The following is a 14,500-nucleotide window of genomic DNA, read 5'->3' on the forward strand; positions in this document are numbered from 1 at the left end:
GTGTTCTTAGAGATCGAGTTCGCTACGCTGTAGAACCGAGCGACTGGGGCTTTGGCGGTGTTCGCCGCCCCAGCAACGATCTCGCATCGAGACGTCGGTTCCCTCCCGATTCTCTACTCCCGATACTTTACTCACGATTCTCTGCTCACGACTCTCAGACGTCGACGTTCGACACGGCGTCGCCGGAGCCGTCGACCGTGATCACCGTACAGTCGAGCTGGTCGCGGAGGTACGTGTCGATGTCGGGGTCCGAGAGGAGTTTCTGAACCATGCGTCGCCAGCGGCCCGCCTGCTTCGATCCGATGACGACGACGTCGGCGTCCTCGGCGACGATCTCCTCGAGAATGGTCTCCTCGACGAGGAAGCCGCGTCGGACGACGTACCGGGCGCGGTCGACCCGGCCGATCCGGCGCTCGACGGCGCGTTTGAGGTCGCTTCGCGAGACGCCGCCGCTGTTCTGATACAGGTCCACGTGGAGGACGGTGAGTTCGGCGTCGCGCTCCTCGGCGACGCGCACGCCCTCCCGGAGCGTCGCCTCCGAGTGGGCCGTCGGCGGATACCGGACCGGTACCACGACCAGAGTCATGTCGCCACGAACGCGTTCGTCACGTAAATACGCTGTCGATACTCGAGAGGGTCACAGCCACGCGAACGCCCGGATTCGTTTCAAATTCCGATAACGAGAGAGATGTCAATAAGTACTTGTACGTCCCGTCCGTGTCTCATATAACCGACGACCGACGCGGAGAACGCGTCGCGTGTCCGTCCGACGGGCACGCGATCGATCGAACGCCGATCGGTCGACGGCGGATCCAATCATGTACGTACCCAATCCCTTCGACTCGGACGACCGCGCGGTGAGCCCCGTTATCGGAGTTATTCTAATGGTCGCAATCACGGTCATCCTCGCGGCCGTGATCGGCACCTTCGTGCTCGGTCTCGGCGACTCGCTTGGAGACAATCAACCGACGACGCAGTTGGACGTGAGTATTGATGACGGAGCCAATGCAACCGTGAAGAACGTCACCATCGAACACGGTGGGGGCGATCCGATCCAGTCAGGGACACTCCGGATCATCGTCACCGACGAGAACGGAGACGAGGCGTCCGCTACCGGGGAGTTCGATGAGCGGTTCAGTGTCGGAGAGATCGAATCAGGGATTTTTGAGGTAAATGATAACCCCGGAGCGAGCCAGGAAATCCGGATCCGCATTATCCACCAGCCAAGCGAGTCGATCCTTGTTGACCGGACGATCGGAGTGGAGGGTATCGACGATATCACCGACGACCAGGACATCACGTTCAACTAACTACCCTCTCTTTCGGTAGCAGATTCGACTTTTACCGGCTACAAGCGATCGCATTCGGAGACATCACTGGAGAACATCTCCAAAGCCTCAGTTTCGAGGACTCGTGCGGCTCGCTGTGCTCCTCACTCGGTCGCTAGCGCTCCCTCGTTGCGGTGCTTACGTCGCCGGGCTTCGTCCTCGAAACTGCCCCTTTGAATCCCACCCGACCGCAACCGCCCGCACGGCCCCGCACAGCCCCGCACCTCACGCCTCCCCAGCCTCGTCGCTCGTTTCACTCGCGACTCCCTCGCGCGGGCCGGTTCGCGCCCTGGCGGGCGCTCACGGGCACGCGCCGACTGCAGTCGACGTTCGTCCAGCGGATCGTCTCTCGTCGTCGGGTCCGTTCGGATCGGAACCTCGACCGTCCAATGGCCGTTCTTCGATCCCGCTCGATCTCGCTGCCCCGGCTCAGTTCACTCTCGCCCGGCGACCTCGTAGCGTCGCTCGTACTCGATCACGGTCGCGACGCGGTCGGCGATCTCCTCGCCGAACTCCAGTTCCACGACGTACAGCGCCAGGTCGAGCCCCGAGGTGACACCGCCCGCGGTCAGGAGGTCGCCGTCGTCGACGACGCGGGCGTCGACCACGTCCGCGCCCGATTCACGGAGCTCGTCGACCGCGCCCGCGTGGGTGACCGCGCGGCGGCCGTCCGTGACCCCCGACTCGGCGAGCAGCATCGACCCGGTACAGACGCTCGCGATCCGCGTCCCCGCCTCGTGGTGGTCGGCGAGCGCGGTCGGGATCGCCCCGCGGTTCGCCTCCGCCCACGCGCTCGCGGTCTCGTCGCGCGCGTTCCACCCGCCGCCCGGGACGACGAGGAGGTCGGGAACGTCGTCGTCGCCCGGTTCGGGGAGCACGCCGTCGATCCCGACGCGGGTTCTGTGGCTCGCGGTCACCGTCTCGCGCTCCTCGAGGGTGACGTAGCGGACGCGCCCGGATCGGCCGTCATCCCCCTCCGCGGCGTAGTCGATCGCGTAGTCGAACACCTCGTACGGGCCGATCCCGTCGAGCTCGTCGAAGCCGTCGTACAGCAGAACGTCGACGTTCATACGCGGAGGAGAACCTCAGCGAGTATGGGCGTTCCCCCTCCGGCAGGCCGTCCCCCGTCGCGCGGGTGGAAGCGACGGGGCGTCGGACTCCTCCGGGAGGGGTCACTCCACGGGCCCACCCTGCCGGATCCCCGTCCACTCGTCGATCCGGAACCGATAGCCTCGGACGCCCCGCGTCGGCTCGGCGGAGCTGAACAGGTCCGGATGCCAGGCGTTGGCCATCGCCTCCCGGAGGTCGGCCCAGTCGTCCTCCTCGATCGCCTCGATCCGTCCCCGGAGGTTCACGCTGCGCCACTCGTGCGGCGATCGGGCCTCGTACACGAGGAACCGTGCTCCGGAGGCACGCTCGCTCAGCATCTCCTTCCGACTCTCGGGGCCGAACAGCAGGAACGTGAAGTAGAGCGCCGACGCCCCGTCGTACCCGAACGACATCGGCACGAGGTAAGGGGAGTCGTCGTCGGGGAGTGCGAGCGTCCCGACGCCCTGCTCGGTCAGGAACTCCCGGATCCGGTCGTCGGTCATCGCCGCCGCGCTCGATTCTAGTAACTCATCTGTTGACATATCGCACAATTACCTCTCAACGATATTAAATCACGAGACGAGTCCGGGGGCGTGCTCACCGCCCGAAACGGAGAGTCTCAGTCGATCACTCGGCCGAGAACGACTCGACGACCGCAGAGATGTCGTCGGCCACCCGCTCCCGATCGACGCGCTCGCCGCGGTAGGCTCGCTCGACGATCCCGTCCGGGTTGGCGAGCAACGTCACCACGGCGTGATTGAAGTCGTATCCCTCGAGACGATCGCTCTCCGTTGTCCGCTCGAAGCCGATTCCGAGGCGGTCCTCGACCACCCTCTCCGCGTCCGCAGGTGACGAGGGGCGCAGGTAGTGCCAGTTCCCCGCCTCAAGATCCACGCCGAGCGACTCGGCGTTCTCGCGGAGCGCCCGCTCGTCGTCGCGCTCGGGATCGAACGTGATCGGCAGGAAGGCGACCGAGTCGGTCAGCCTCGCCTCGGCGACGCGTCGTTGAACTCCGACGAGACGGCGAAGCAGTATCCCGCACTCCGCGGGACACGACGTGAACACCGCTGTGACGACTGCGGTCCGATCGAGCGACGCGCCGTCGATCGTCTCCCCGGAGAGCGGCGCTCTGAGTTCGAACTCGGGAAGCGGCTGGCCGTAGGCGGGATACGCGAGGTCGTCGGAGTCGGCGAGTTGGTCCTCCTGAGGATCGAGGACGACTCTCTCGGGTTCGTCGTTCGACAGCGCCGCCGTACAGCCGGCGACGCCTCCGGTCGCGACCGTTCCGATCCCTCCGAGCAGCGCTCGGCGTTTCATGTCGGATCGACGGACGGCCGGGGCATAACCGGTATGGTGCGACGTTCGAACGAACCGCGATCGAAGGGATCGGAGCCGAACGAGCCGCAGTCGAACCACTCCGACGCGAACGCACGGACGGTCGCCGCCGCCGGCCGTCGGGTCAAAACGGCGTGTAGTACGGGATCGGCGGGTGCGGAAGCGGCACGCCGAGAGTCACCAGTCCATGCTGGAGCGGCACGTAGCCGAGAACGACGAACGCCACGCCGAGGACCCGGTGGAGTCGGGTCCGAGTCTCGACGCTCACCGACTGAAACACCGTTCCGAAGAGGAACATCGCCGGGATCGTTCCGATCCCGAGGGTACCGAGCGCGACGACCCCGCCGGCCGCACTTCCCTGAACGAAGGCGTAGAGGAACGCCGGGTACAAAAGCGGGCACGGGAGCAATCCGTGAGCGGCGCCGAGTCCGAGTATTCGCCAGTCGCCGACCCACGTGTCAACGCGTGGGACGATCCGTCCGGCGACGATCCCGGAGAGGTGATCGACGCCGGGCACGGGAAACGAGTGGAGTTCCAACCGGAGCGCGTACCGGACGCCGAGCGCGATGATGACCCCGCCGACGAGGATCCCCGTGAGTGCGTGGACGTCATCTGCGAGCGTCGTGACGGTTCGACCGGTGACGAACGCGAGGCCACCGGCGCGTCCGAACAGGCCCCCGAGCACGGCGTAGATCGCCGTTCGACCCACGTTGAACAGCGCGTGTTGACGGACCTGTCGAACCGTGAGGTCGTCGTCGCGGCGTCCACCCTCCCGCATTCGATCGGCGTACGTCGTGACGAGCGGCCCGCACATGCCGAGGCAGTGTGCCCCGCCGAGTAACCCGATGAGAAGGAACACGGCGAGGCTCAACGGTTCGGCCGAGTGGAGGGACCCGGCCGGTTCACACGTCGCCGTGGCGGTCGTCGGAACGGTACCGAGCCAGGTTCGGTTCGGCACGGAACCGAACGCGACCGGGAGCGCGCGCATGCCTGACGGTCGGGACGGCCGTCCCTAACCGATCTGGTGTGATCGACGAACGGGCGGGCCACCCGGGAGAAACTCGGGTGTCCGATGGCTCACTCGAAGAGGCTGTCGACGGTCCGGACGAAGCGGTCGACGATCCGATCCGGCAGCGACGGCGAGACCACGTCCAGCAGCTCGGCGGTCCGCTCGGGACGCGCCAACGCGACCGTCATCGGTCGGTCCGAGGACTTCTCGACGATCCCCGCGTCGACGAGGTTCGAGACGTGCCAGGCGATCGTGCTCCGGGCGAGATCCAGGTCGTCCGCGAGCGCCGCCGGTCGTGTCGGCCCCTCGGCGTGGAGCCGGAGGAGGATCCCCCTGGCGGTCTCCCGGCGGAGGAACGCGATCGCCCGGCGCTCCCAGGGATCGAACGCCGGGTCGAAGTAGTGAGCACGGCCGGCGACGCGCTCGACGGTGATCTCGTCGTCGCGAACGAGCCGCCGGAGATGGTACTGCGCCTGTCCCGTGGCGATGTCGAGCTCCCGGCCGACCCGGTTGAAGTGGACGCCCGGGATCTCCCGAACGTGGCTCCGTACCCGGGTTCTGGTGTCCGGCATGGTCGTCACCGACGCTACCGGACCTCCGCGTAAAAACCGCTCGCGTGTTCCCTCCCGTCGGGAGCGGACGGGGACGCGAGCCGGAGGAGCGTCGTTCCGGGGCGTCGCTCCCGCTCGCTTCGATGACGGCGAGTCCATTTGATCGGAAGACGAACTCCCACGAGAGACACGCGAGCGGACACTACCGAGGAGGCGGAGCGGGAGAACCGCGAGACGGCAGGTACTGCAACGATCCTCCTCGTTGGAGACGTCGAACCGCGCTCACAGCTCCAGTCCGCGGATCGAAACCGATCCGTCCGCTCCTCCGGCTTCCGCGACCCGTCCGATCACGCGTCCGCCGGTCGCCGCCGCCAGCGACTCGGCGGTCTCGGGATCGAGCGCGGCGACGAACCCGGTCCCCATGTTGAAGGTGCGATGCATCTCCTCGTCGGAGACGCCGCCCGCCGACTGGACGAACTCGAAGACGGGCTGGGCGTCGAAGGGGTCCTCGATCACGTATCGGTGCGCGCCGAGCCGCGTCAGATTCGTCCAGCCGCCGCCGGTGACGTGAGCCGCGGCACGAACGCCGTGATCGCGCATCGGATCGAGGAGGTCGGTGTAGATCCGGGTGGGCTCCAAGAGCGCCTCGCCGAGCACCTCGTATCCCTCGAACGGACAGGGGTCGTCGTACGCGTGCTCGCGGGTGACCGCCTCGCGCGCGAGCGTCAGTCCGTTCGAGTGGATCCCCGAGGACGCCCAGCCGACGAGCGCGTCGCCGGGCTCCGCCTCCCCGTCGAACACGCCGTCCTTCGCGGCGAGTCCGGCACAGGTCCCCGCGAGGTCGAGCCCGCGAACGACCTCGGGCATCACCGCCGTCTCGCCGCCGACGAGCTCGATGTCGGCGCGCTCCGCGCCCGCGGCGAGCCCCTCGCCGACCTGTTCCGCGAACGTCTCGTCCGGCTCGTCGACCGCGAGGTAGTCGACGAACGCCACCGGGCGGACCCCGGCGGCGACGAGGTCGTTCACGTTCATCGCGATACAGTCGATCCCGACCGTCGAGTAGTCGGAGAGCGCCTCCGCGACGAGCAGCTTCGTCCCGACGCCGTCGGTCGCCAACGCGAGGTAGCGGTCGCCGATGTCGAGCAGGCCGGCGTAGTCGCCCTCGCCCTCGCCGACCATGCCGATCAGCGCGGCGGTCGCCGCCTCGCTCTCCTCGATGTCGACGCCCGCGTCGGCGTACGTGAGTTCGTCGCCGTCGGCGTCGCCGCCGCGGGTACCGTCGCCGCCGTCGACGCCGTCGCCGTCGTCATCGTCCATACGCGTGACGTGGCGCGCCGGAGCAAAAGAACACCGCTTGTCTCCGCGAAGCGAGGGCGCTCCGCGAAGCGAAGACGTCCCGCGGAGCGGAGACGCCCCCTCCCCTCGCTCCTCAGAACGGCCCGCCGAATCCGAGGCCGAGCACGAACACGAGGAGCACCGTGAGCAGGACCGAGGGGACGAACGCGACCACCCACACGACGCGGCTCCAGTTCATCACCGTCTTTCCGTCGAGGGGACCGTACGGGACCAGGTTGAACGCCGCAAGGAAGACGTTGATCGCGATCCCTCGCTCGCCGACGAGCGTCAGGACGTCGCCCCCGAGGAGGATCCCGGCGTACCACACCGGAACGAAGACGACCATGAGGAGCAGGTTGACGACGGGGCCTGCGAGCGCGATCCGTCCGTGTTCGCCCGGAGTCAGCCGCCCGCGGTGGTGGACCGCGCCCGGCGCGGCGAAGATGAACCCGAGGAGGGCGCTCGCCACCGCGAGGAACAACATCCCGTTGTCCGCGCGGAACTCCGCCACCTGGTCGTAGCGCACGGCGACGACCTTGTGAGCGATCTCGTGGAGCAGGAATCCCACGCCCGCGGTCAGAAGGCCGACGAGGAGCGGGAGCACCACGCCGGCGTCCACGATCCGATCGATACCCGCCGTCCCGCCGACGAAGAAGAGCGTGAACGCCACCCCGAGCGCGAGCCACGCGACGAGGAGGTCTCTGAGTTCGGTACCGCTGAAGTAGAGGCCGCCGATCCGGCGACCGGTGAGGTTCGTTGACATGACGTGTGCGTGCGTGTATCAGGGTGCGACCAGTCCGCGGATCAGCTCGGCGCTGTTTCGTGCGCCCTGGATCATCAGTCGCGAGACCTCCTCGACGCCGCCGATGTCGCCGAACATCGCGGGCAGGACGTAGACGGCGAAGAGGAAACTCGCGACGATGCTGCCGACGTTCGTCATCGCGACCACCACGATGAGCTTGAACAGCGGGACGTCGAGCATCTCCTTGACGAGCTCTCCGGGCGGTCGCGTCTCGTCGGCCAACAGCTCGTTGAGCGTGCCGATGTCGCCGACGTTCACCGTCAGGTGTCGTAACTCGACGTAGCCGGTGAACCAGCCGGGCGCGAGGAGCGGGTTGATCGAGGTCATCCACGCCACCGCGCCGCCGACGCCGGCGGAGGACCACCGCGCGCCGGCGAGCTTCGCGAACCCGAACGCGAAGGCGGCGTTGATCAGGAACCACGCGCCGAACAGTCGAAGCAGGAAGCCGTTGCGGACGCCGGCCATCGCGAGCAGGACGAAGAAGCCGACGAACGCGACCGTGATCGCGTAGCCGAGCGCCTTCTTCCAGGGGAACCCTCGTCCCGACTCCTCGCCGACCAGGTCCGCCATCGCCGGGAGCGTCTCGGGGTCCGCGAGGTATCCCTCTATCCCCGCGCGGTGGCCCGCGCCGACGACGGCGACCACGTCGTGGCCGGCCTCCCGTAGGGCGACGAGCCGGTGGGCGATGAACGCGTCGCGCTCGTCGATGAGCGCCTCCGCGCCGCCCGGGGAGAACTGCCGGAACTCCTCCATCATCATCGTCACCACGTCGGTGTCGGTGAGCTCCTCGATGTCGATGTCGTCGATCCCGCCGTACTCGGCGTCGGCTCCCGTTCCCGCCCGTCCGAACAGTCCGAGCAGCGTCGCACCGAGGACGCCGACCGACAGTCCGAGCGCGAGCCCGAGACCGAGGCTGCCGATCGCGCGGACCGTGAGCCCACCGAGGTAGGTCGCGACGAGCCCGTCGGCGACGCCCGAGACCGCCACCGCGACCCCCGAGAGCGGCCCGATCGCGGCCGCAGCGTACAGTCTGGCGTCCGGCGAGAGGGCGGCCTTTCCGACCTGGTCGACGACGAGCGCGACCAGGACCGCGGACAGCATCCCCGCGGTCACGCTCGTCAGGATCGGCACCGTGACGCCGAAGGAGCCGCCGAAGAGCCCGATCGCGGGGCCGGCGATCACCCCGATCAGGATCCCGGCGACCACTCCGACGACGCGGGAGTCCGTGACCCCGAACGCGAGCCCGCCGACCATCCGGAGCTTCTCGACGAAGGTCATGCGCGCCCAGAACCGCTGGATCGTGGTCTGGATGTCGCGGTCGACCAACGCGACGTCGATCCCGAGCTCCTCGGCGGCGTCGACGGCGGCTTTCATGTCCGCGCCGGGCTCGATGTCGAACCGCTCGCCGAGTTGCGTCTGGACGTACGAGAGCATCCAGTAGGCGAGGAACTGGAAGACCGTGTTCCCCTTGAGCAAGTCGCTCGCGTCGAGGTCGTCGGGGGTTTCTCCCTGCATCTGCCGGTAGCGACCCTCGTCCAACTCGACCGCGACGACGTCGGGACGTTCGCGCGATATCGCCTCCTCGACTTCCTCGACGGATCGCTCCGAGACGTGTGCGGTGCCGACGACCGTTACCGATCCGGACTCACGGTCGCCCGAATCGGGATCGGCCGAGCCGGGGGCAGGAGTGCTCTCGGAGGGGGCCGACGCGGCGTCGGCCGGTCCCTCGGGCGTCTCTGTCATCACTCCGACGTACTGCGTCACGTCGTTTAGGGTTTGTGAGTCGGTATCGAGCGGCCACGGGGCTCTCTCACGTCGCCGAATCGACCGTGACCCGCCGCGAGTTCGACGGGTCGGCCACCGCGAGTTCATCGAGCCCGTCCCAACAGATTTGTATTCACACCCCGCGCATACCCGCGTATGTCGCGGCTGTTGCCCTCCCTGCCGGACCCCGAACCCGACGACCGCGAACCGCGCGTCGTCGGCGTCGACGACGAGGAAGCCGAAGAGCTGCTCGCGGCGCTCGGCTCCGAGACCGCCCGCAACGTCCTCTCGGTACTCCACGAGCGACCGTCGACGACCTCCGAGCTGGCCGACGAGCTCGATACGTCCCTCCAGAACGTCCAGTACCACCTCTCGAACCTCACCGACGCCGAGGTCGTCGACGTCATCGACACGACCTACTCGGAGAAGGGTCGCGAGATGAACGTGTACGCGCCGGCGGACGAGCCCCTCGTGTTGTTCGCGGGAAGCGAGGAGCAGTCCTCCGGGATCAAGACGGCGCTGACGCGGCTCCTCGGCGGCTACGCCCTCCTCGGACTCGCCGCGTTCGCCGTCCAACGCCTCGCGGCGATGGCGACCCCCGACGCCGCAGCCGAGCGATACACCGGATCCGCCGGCGACGACGCCGGGACCAACGGTGCCGGTGATGGCGGCGGGGGCGGCGACGTCGGGATCGCGACCGAGGATCAGGACGCTCCCACGACGGAGCCGACCGTGGACGCGGAGGCGAACGACGGCGTTCTCGACGTCGTCACCGACCTGGCGTCCGACCTCCTCGTCGACCTCGCCGCCGCCCTCTCGGAGCCGGGTGTCGTGTTCTTCCTGGGAGCCGCCTTCGTGTTCTCGATCGCCTGGCTCTACTGGTACCGTCGGAGCCGGGCCGCGGCCTGATCGTCGCTGAGAGGCCATCGGCGAGCCGAACGCCGGGGATTGAACGACCGGCGACCTGCACCCTCCGCGGGGACAGTTATTCATGCGGGTGTGCCCATCTACCCGTATGGAACACGAAGCCGAGGTCGTCGGGATCGGAGCCGGCTCGGCGCCCGGCGGCGACGTCCCGGCGGTGATCCTGGGCGTCCGCGACGAGTACGTCCCCATCTTCGTCAGCGGCGACCAGGCACGGTCGATCGGGACCGTCCTCGAGGGCGAACCGTTCGACCGGCCGCTCACGCACGACCTCCTCGTCGAGATCCTCACCGAGTTCGGCGGCGCGATAGACCGGGTACGGATCGACGACCTCTCCGACGGGACGTTCTACGCGAAGGTCGACGCCGAACGGTACGACGACGGCGAGCCTGAGCGGTTCGTCTTCGACGCGCGACCCTCCGACGCGCTGGCGCTGGCCGTCCGCATCGAGTGCCCCATCATCGTCTCCGAGGCGGTGATAGACGAGGCGGGTCGGCCGCCCGACTCGATCCGATTCGGCGACGATCGACGCGACGGCCCGTAGCCGCGGGTTCAAGTGATCGCCCGACAGACCGGGGGCATGAGCGATCCAGACGCCGAATCGACGGACGGATCTGACTCGGCCGGCGACGCGAGCGACGCGGACCACGCGACCCTCGCCGACTCCCACACCGAGATGACCGAGATGCTCCTGCCGAACGACACCAACAACCTCGGGCGGGCCCTCGGGGGCGCGGTGTTACACTGGATGGACGTCTGCGGCGCGATAGCGGGAATGCGATTCTCGAGCCGACAGGTCGTCACCGCGTCGATGGACCACGTCGACTTCATCGCCCCCATCGAGATGGGCGAGGTCGTCGTGATCGAGGGATACGTGTTCAACACCGGACGGACGAGCCTCGACGTGAAAGTCGAGGTCCACGCGGAGAACCCGCGAACCGGCGAGGAGCGCCGCACCACCGCGTCGTACTTCACGTTCGTCGCGCTCGACGAGGAGGGTCGACCGACGGCGGTCCCGGACCTCGCGTGCCCGACGGACGCGGAGCGGGCGCTCCGGACGCGAGCCGTCGAGGGACGCCGCGAACAGCTCCGGGAGGTCGTCGACCGATACGACCTCTAGCGAAGGGGAGCGCCCGTCCGGACGGTCGCCCCCTCGGCGTCGTAGGCGCGAGCCACGCGCTCGCCCAGAGCGTCCAGGCTCGCCGTGGCCGAGAGGTGGCTCGGACATCCGCAGTCGGACGCGCCGAACCCGTCGACCGGCCCCGCCGGGAGCCGCCCGGCGACCGCACACTCCGCGTCGACGCCGGGCGCGTACACGACGCGGTCGATCCGGGCGTCCGTCTCTCCGAGCAGGTAGTCGACGTGCCAGTGGCGAACCTCGTGGTCGCCGCGGGCGGTCCGTCGATGTCGACGGACCCGAGAGAACCCGCCCGAGCCGAGCGCGCTGCCCGTGTAGGCGTACGCGCCCGCGGAGAACCGATGCTCACCGAGCGCGCCGACGGACAGCGTGGTCGTCGCCGGGAGTTCGACGAGGAGCGTGTAGGTTCCGCCCTCGGCGACGCTCCCCGATTCACCCGTCGTCGACCGGTCGTTCACCGGCACGGCTCACGCCGCCGGCTCCGGCGGCTCGCTCGCGGCCGGTCGCAGCGTCTCGACCAGCTCGGCGGCTTCCCCGGTGAGGTCGTAGGCGTCGTGGAAGTCGGCGGGGTCGCGGTCGCGTCCGGACAGCGCGCCGACGACGCCGGCGATCCGGTCGTAGTTGTCGCGGACGAGCCCGCCGACGATCCCGGGCGTCCCGGCCCGCTCGGCGAGCTCCTCGGCGGCCGATCGCCCCGCGTACACCCGCCGTTCCTCGGGGTCGACGAGCACCATCGCGAACGGCCGCGCGCCGAACTGCGCGTCGAGGAACGGGCCGACGGGATCGGCCTCCCACGGCACCGCCTCCACGTCGTCGAGCCGGCGGAGCGCGACCGCCGCGATCGAGCAGTAGGGACAGTCACCGTCGAAGATCAACACCGGTGAACCGGCCGGGTGGCTCATGATTGAGAATACGTCCCGAGCCGACTTAAGCGGTCGGCCGCGTCGCCGAACGGCCCTCTCTCCCGGCGGCTCCGACTAGTGCGAGTGGCCGAGCGCGTCCTGGAGCGACTGACCGAACCGCTCCTCGAAGAGCTCCTCCGCGGTCTCGTTCATCTCGGCGATGTCGTCGGGGACGCCGCCCTCGCTGTGGTGGGCGATGACGTGTGCCTGCTGGGCCATCGCCTGGACGATCACGTCCGTGACGACCCGCGTCGACGGCTCGCCCTGTTCGCTGAGCACGTCGACGAGGCCGGCGGGCAGTTCGAACGACTCCTCCTCTCCGTCGGGGCCGGTAACGGTGTAGGTCTCCGTGTCTCCCATACGCGTCAGTCGCGGCCGCGACATAAGGGTCTGTGGAAACCGGGCTCGGCACGCGCACGAACGGGAAAGGACGAGCGAAAACGCGGTTCGTCCGTGACGTCGCTCGCTCGAGAACGTCGATCGTTCGTGGGGAACGTCGTTCATCCGTGGGCGGAGATCGCCCGCACGGAGAAGCCGGAGGCGGCGACCGCGAGGAGGTAGATCGCGATCGCGACGACGACGATCGACCCGCCGGAGGGCAGTTCCCCGCCGATCGCGACCGCGAACCCGCCGATCACCGACAGCTGGCCGAAGATAACCGACAGGTACGTCGTCTCCCGGAAGCTCCGAGCGATCTGCGAGGCCGCGGCGACGGGCACGACGAGCATCGCGGCGACGAGGATCACGCCCAACACCTGCATCGCGCCGACGACGACCACCGCGGTCAACACAACGAGCAGCGTGTTGTAGCCCGTCACGTTCAACTGCGCGACCCGTGCGGCCTGTTCGTCGAAGGTGATGAAGAGCATCTGCTTGTACGTGGCCGCGACCGCGACGACGACGACGACGGAGAGTCCGGCCATCAGCCGCGCACCCTCGACGGTCACGACGCCGAGGTTGCCGAAGAGGTATCCCTCGATGGCGATCCCGGTGAGCCCGCGGCCGTAACTGACGATCAGGGTCCCGACCGCGAAGCTCCCCGAGAGCATGATCGCGATGGGCACGTCGCCGTAGGCGTCGGTCCGCTCCGTGAGCCACTGGACGCCGAGCGCCCCGACGATCCCGACGACCAGCGCGATCAGGAGCAGCGGGCCGTCCCAGCCGGTGACCGCGTTCACGAGGAAACCGAGCGCGACCCCCGCGAACGCCGTGTGCGCGAGAGTCTCGCCGATGAGCGCCATCTCGCGGTGAACCAGGAAGACCCCGACGAGCGGGGCGACGACGCCGATCAGCACGCCGGTCGCCATCGACTGCCACATGAACGGGTGTCTGAACACGTTGGTGCCGAACGCGGCGTCCATCCCGCGTCCGAGCGAGCGGAAGCCGGCGTACAGGCCGCCAGCGACCGGCAGGTCCTGTGCCCAGTAGAGGAGCACGAACCCGATCATCGCGGCCGCGAGGAGGGCGGTAACGGCCACGCCCGAGAGTTCGACGATCCGGCGGCGGTCGCGCGTCGAGCCGGTCGCGTCTCCGCTCGCCGCGGTCGATTCCCCGCCGCTCATGGGTGGTGGTGGTGGACGACCTGTCCGGTGGCCCCGTAGGCGTCCGCTAAGGCGTCGCTCTCGACGAACGACTCGGTGTCACCGTGGTGGTACAGCTCGGTGTTGATACACGCGACGTGATCGGCGCGGTCGGTGACGACGCCGATGTCGTGTTCGATCAACACGATTGTGATACCGTCGTCGTTGAGCCGGTCTAAGAGCGCGTAGAAGGCGTCCCGGGACTCGGCGTCGACGCCGACCGTCGGCTCGTCGAGCGCGAGCAGGTCGGCCTCGCTCGCGAGCGCCCGGGCGATGTACGCGCGCTGGCGCTGTCCGCCCGAGAGCTGGTTCATCAGCCGGTCCGCGAGGTCGACGATGCCGACCGTCTCCATCGCGTTCGCGATCGCCCTCCGGTCGGCCTCGCCGAGTCGACCGTGGCCGACGTGGGCGAACCGACCCATGGTGACGCACTCGCGGACGGTGACCGGCATCGTCCCGCCGCGGTTCGTCGCCTGCTGGGAGACGTACCCGATCCGGCTCCCGTCGTCGACCTCGTCGATCGGTCGGTCGAACAGCCTAACGGTTCCCTCGTCGGGAGTGTGAAGCCCCAGCATGAGGTGGAGAAGCGTGGTCTTCCCGGAGCCGTTCGGGCCGACGAGTCCCAGAAAGTCGCCCGCCTCCACCGTCAGCGAGACGTCTCTCACGGCGACGGTGTCACCGTACGCGAACGTCACGTCCTCGAGCTCGATGACCGGGTCCACGGTGTGTGGCGACGATCCGTC

The 14,500-nt window shown here is 68.5% G+C and carries 18 protein-coding genes; 4 read left to right on the plus strand and 14 right to left on the minus strand.

Going from position 1 to position 14,500, the window contains the following annotated elements; all coding sequences use genetic code 11:
• Positions 1–154 precede the first annotated feature (154 nt).
• The gene (locus tag OKW78_RS00420; protein WP_281193363.1) at positions 155–586 is read right to left on the minus strand and encodes a universal stress protein; all 432 of its coding nucleotides are present in this window, start codon (positions 584–586) and stop codon (positions 155–157) included.
• A gap of 232 nt (positions 587–818) precedes the next feature.
• On the opposite strand from OKW78_RS00420, the gene OKW78_RS00425 reads away from it, so the two are divergent.
• Positions 819–1,310, plus strand: coding sequence for a type IV pilin N-terminal domain-containing protein (locus OKW78_RS00425; RefSeq protein ID WP_281193364.1), 492 nt, complete (start codon positions 819–821; stop codon positions 1,308–1,310).
• A gap of 452 nt (positions 1,311–1,762) precedes the next feature.
• Here the strand turns inward: OKW78_RS00425 and OKW78_RS00430 are convergent, their stop codons facing one another.
• The 8 genes from OKW78_RS00430 to OKW78_RS00465 all read right to left on the minus strand — a co-directional run bounded on the left by OKW78_RS00430 (position 1,763) and on the right by OKW78_RS00465 (position 9,192).
• Positions 1,763–2,398 carry a DJ-1/PfpI family protein gene (locus tag OKW78_RS00430; RefSeq protein WP_281193365.1) on the minus strand — a complete coding sequence of 212 codons (636 nt, stop codon included), beginning with the start codon at positions 2,396–2,398 and terminating at the stop codon, positions 1,763–1,765.
• Positions 2,399–2,500: 102 nt separating this feature from the next.
• Positions 2,501–2,959 (minus strand): pyridoxamine 5'-phosphate oxidase family protein, encoded by a 459-nt coding sequence (locus OKW78_RS00435; protein ID WP_281193366.1) that lies wholly within the window; start codon positions 2,957–2,959, stop codon positions 2,501–2,503.
• A gap of 85 nt (positions 2,960–3,044) precedes the next feature.
• Positions 3,045–3,734 carry an SCO family protein gene (locus tag OKW78_RS00440; protein ID WP_281193367.1) on the minus strand — a complete coding sequence of 230 codons (690 nt, stop codon included), beginning with the start codon at positions 3,732–3,734 and terminating at the stop codon, positions 3,045–3,047.
• A 142-nt stretch (positions 3,735–3,876) separates the two neighbouring features.
• Positions 3,877–4,740 carry a sulfite exporter TauE/SafE family protein gene (locus OKW78_RS00445; protein ID WP_281193368.1) on the minus strand — a complete coding sequence of 288 codons (864 nt, stop codon included), beginning with the start codon at positions 4,738–4,740 and terminating at the stop codon, positions 3,877–3,879.
• 89 nt (positions 4,741–4,829) lie between these two features.
• Complete coding sequence (locus OKW78_RS00450; protein ID WP_281193369.1) at positions 4,830–5,333, minus strand: helix-turn-helix domain-containing protein; 504 nt, start codon at positions 5,331–5,333, stop codon at positions 4,830–4,832.
• Positions 5,334–5,594: 261 nt separating this feature from the next.
• Positions 5,595–6,629, minus strand: coding sequence for a phosphoribosylformylglycinamidine cyclo-ligase (gene purM / locus OKW78_RS00455; RefSeq protein ID WP_281193370.1), 1,035 nt, complete (start codon positions 6,627–6,629; stop codon positions 5,595–5,597).
• 112 nt (positions 6,630–6,741) lie between these two features.
• The gene (locus OKW78_RS00460; RefSeq protein ID WP_281193371.1) at positions 6,742–7,410 is read right to left on the minus strand and encodes a M50 family metallopeptidase; all 669 of its coding nucleotides are present in this window, start codon (positions 7,408–7,410) and stop codon (positions 6,742–6,744) included.
• Positions 7,411–7,428: 18 nt separating this feature from the next.
• Positions 7,429–9,192, minus strand: coding sequence for a TraB/GumN family protein (locus OKW78_RS00465; protein WP_281193372.1), 1,764 nt, complete (start codon positions 9,190–9,192; stop codon positions 7,429–7,431).
• A 177-nt stretch (positions 9,193–9,369) separates the two neighbouring features.
• Between OKW78_RS00465 and OKW78_RS00470 the strand changes: the two genes are divergently transcribed.
• The 3 genes from OKW78_RS00470 to OKW78_RS00480 all read left to right on the plus strand — a co-directional run bounded on the left by OKW78_RS00470 (position 9,370) and on the right by OKW78_RS00480 (position 11,257).
• Complete coding sequence (locus OKW78_RS00470) at positions 9,370–10,122, plus strand: winged helix-turn-helix domain-containing protein (RefSeq protein ID WP_281193373.1); 753 nt, start codon at positions 9,370–9,372, stop codon at positions 10,120–10,122.
• Positions 10,123–10,228: 106 nt separating this feature from the next.
• The gene (locus OKW78_RS00475; RefSeq protein ID WP_281193374.1) at positions 10,229–10,681 is read left to right on the plus strand and encodes a bifunctional nuclease family protein; all 453 of its coding nucleotides are present in this window, start codon (positions 10,229–10,231) and stop codon (positions 10,679–10,681) included.
• Between the two features lie 132 nt (positions 10,682–10,813).
• The gene (locus OKW78_RS00480; protein WP_281194137.1) at positions 10,814–11,257 is read left to right on the plus strand and encodes an acyl-CoA thioesterase; all 444 of its coding nucleotides are present in this window, start codon (positions 10,814–10,816) and stop codon (positions 11,255–11,257) included.
• Here OKW78_RS00480 and OKW78_RS00485 read toward each other — a convergent pair.
• The 5 genes from OKW78_RS00485 to OKW78_RS00505 form a co-directional block, all read right to left on the minus strand.
• Positions 11,254–11,733: a GIY-YIG nuclease family protein gene (locus tag OKW78_RS00485; protein ID WP_281193375.1), complete on the minus strand. Its 480-nt coding sequence runs from the start codon at positions 11,731–11,733 to the stop codon at positions 11,254–11,256. The two genes, OKW78_RS00480 and OKW78_RS00485, sit on opposite strands and share 4 nt — an antisense overlap.
• A gap of 9 nt (positions 11,734–11,742) precedes the next feature.
• Positions 11,743–12,177 carry a DUF393 domain-containing protein gene (locus tag OKW78_RS00490; RefSeq protein WP_281193376.1) on the minus strand — a complete coding sequence of 145 codons (435 nt, stop codon included), beginning with the start codon at positions 12,175–12,177 and terminating at the stop codon, positions 11,743–11,745.
• Positions 12,178–12,252: 75 nt separating this feature from the next.
• Positions 12,253–12,537: a hypothetical protein gene (locus OKW78_RS00495; RefSeq protein ID WP_112078223.1), complete on the minus strand. Its 285-nt coding sequence runs from the start codon at positions 12,535–12,537 to the stop codon at positions 12,253–12,255.
• Between the two features lie 140 nt (positions 12,538–12,677).
• A complete protein-coding gene (locus OKW78_RS00500) occupies positions 12,678–13,739 on the minus strand; it encodes a metal ABC transporter permease (protein WP_281193377.1) in 1,062 nt (353 codons plus the stop codon).
• Positions 13,736–14,479 carry a metal ABC transporter ATP-binding protein gene (locus OKW78_RS00505; RefSeq protein WP_281193378.1) on the minus strand — a complete coding sequence of 248 codons (744 nt, stop codon included), beginning with the start codon at positions 14,477–14,479 and terminating at the stop codon, positions 13,736–13,738. The genes OKW78_RS00500 and OKW78_RS00505 overlap by 4 nt, the downstream gene beginning before the upstream one ends.
• Positions 14,480–14,500 lie beyond the last annotated feature (21 nt).

The organism is Halorubrum sp. F4, from assembly GCF_027257195.1.
GTDB lineage: Archaea > Halobacteriota > Halobacteria > Halobacteriales > Haloferacaceae > Halorubrum.

Bases quoted from the DNA above. Each gene is read 5' to 3' on its own strand.
- OKW78_RS00420 (WP_281193363.1), bottom strand. From the start codon at position 586: ATGACTCTGGTCGTGGTACCGGTCCGGTATCCGCCGACGGCCCACTCG.
- OKW78_RS00425 (WP_281193364.1), top strand. From the start codon at position 819: ATGTACGTACCCAATCCCTTCGACTCGGACGACCGCGCGGTGAGCCCC.
- OKW78_RS00430 (WP_281193365.1), bottom strand. From the start codon at position 2,398: ATGAACGTCGACGTTCTGCTGTACGACGGCTTCGACGAGCTCGACGGG.
- OKW78_RS00435 (WP_281193366.1), bottom strand. From the start codon at position 2,959: ATGTCAACAGATGAGTTACTAGAATCGAGCGCGGCGGCGATGACCGAC.
- OKW78_RS00440 (WP_281193367.1), bottom strand. From the start codon at position 3,734: ATGAAACGCCGAGCGCTGCTCGGAGGGATCGGAACGGTCGCGACCGGA.
- OKW78_RS00445 (WP_281193368.1), bottom strand. From the start codon at position 4,740: ATGCGCGCGCTCCCGGTCGCGTTCGGTTCCGTGCCGAACCGAACCTGG.
- OKW78_RS00450 (WP_281193369.1), bottom strand. From the start codon at position 5,333: ATGCCGGACACCAGAACCCGGGTACGGAGCCACGTTCGGGAGATCCCG.
- purM (WP_281193370.1), bottom strand. From the start codon at position 6,629: ATGGACGATGACGACGGCGACGGCGTCGACGGCGGCGACGGTACCCGC.
- OKW78_RS00460 (WP_281193371.1), bottom strand. From the start codon at position 7,410: ATGTCAACGAACCTCACCGGTCGCCGGATCGGCGGCCTCTACTTCAGC.
- OKW78_RS00465 (WP_281193372.1), bottom strand. From the start codon at position 9,192: ATGACAGAGACGCCCGAGGGACCGGCCGACGCCGCGTCGGCCCCCTCC.
- OKW78_RS00470 (WP_281193373.1), top strand. From the start codon at position 9,370: ATGTCGCGGCTGTTGCCCTCCCTGCCGGACCCCGAACCCGACGACCGC.
- OKW78_RS00475 (WP_281193374.1), top strand. From the start codon at position 10,229: ATGGAACACGAAGCCGAGGTCGTCGGGATCGGAGCCGGCTCGGCGCCC.
- OKW78_RS00480 (WP_281194137.1), top strand. From the start codon at position 10,814: ATGACCGAGATGCTCCTGCCGAACGACACCAACAACCTCGGGCGGGCC.
- OKW78_RS00490 (WP_281193376.1), bottom strand. From the start codon at position 12,177: ATGAGCCACCCGGCCGGTTCACCGGTGTTGATCTTCGACGGTGACTGT.
- OKW78_RS00495 (WP_112078223.1), bottom strand. From the start codon at position 12,537: ATGGGAGACACGGAGACCTACACCGTTACCGGCCCCGACGGAGAGGAG.
- OKW78_RS00500 (WP_281193377.1), bottom strand. From the start codon at position 13,739: ATGAGCGGCGGGGAATCGACCGCGGCGAGCGGAGACGCGACCGGCTCG.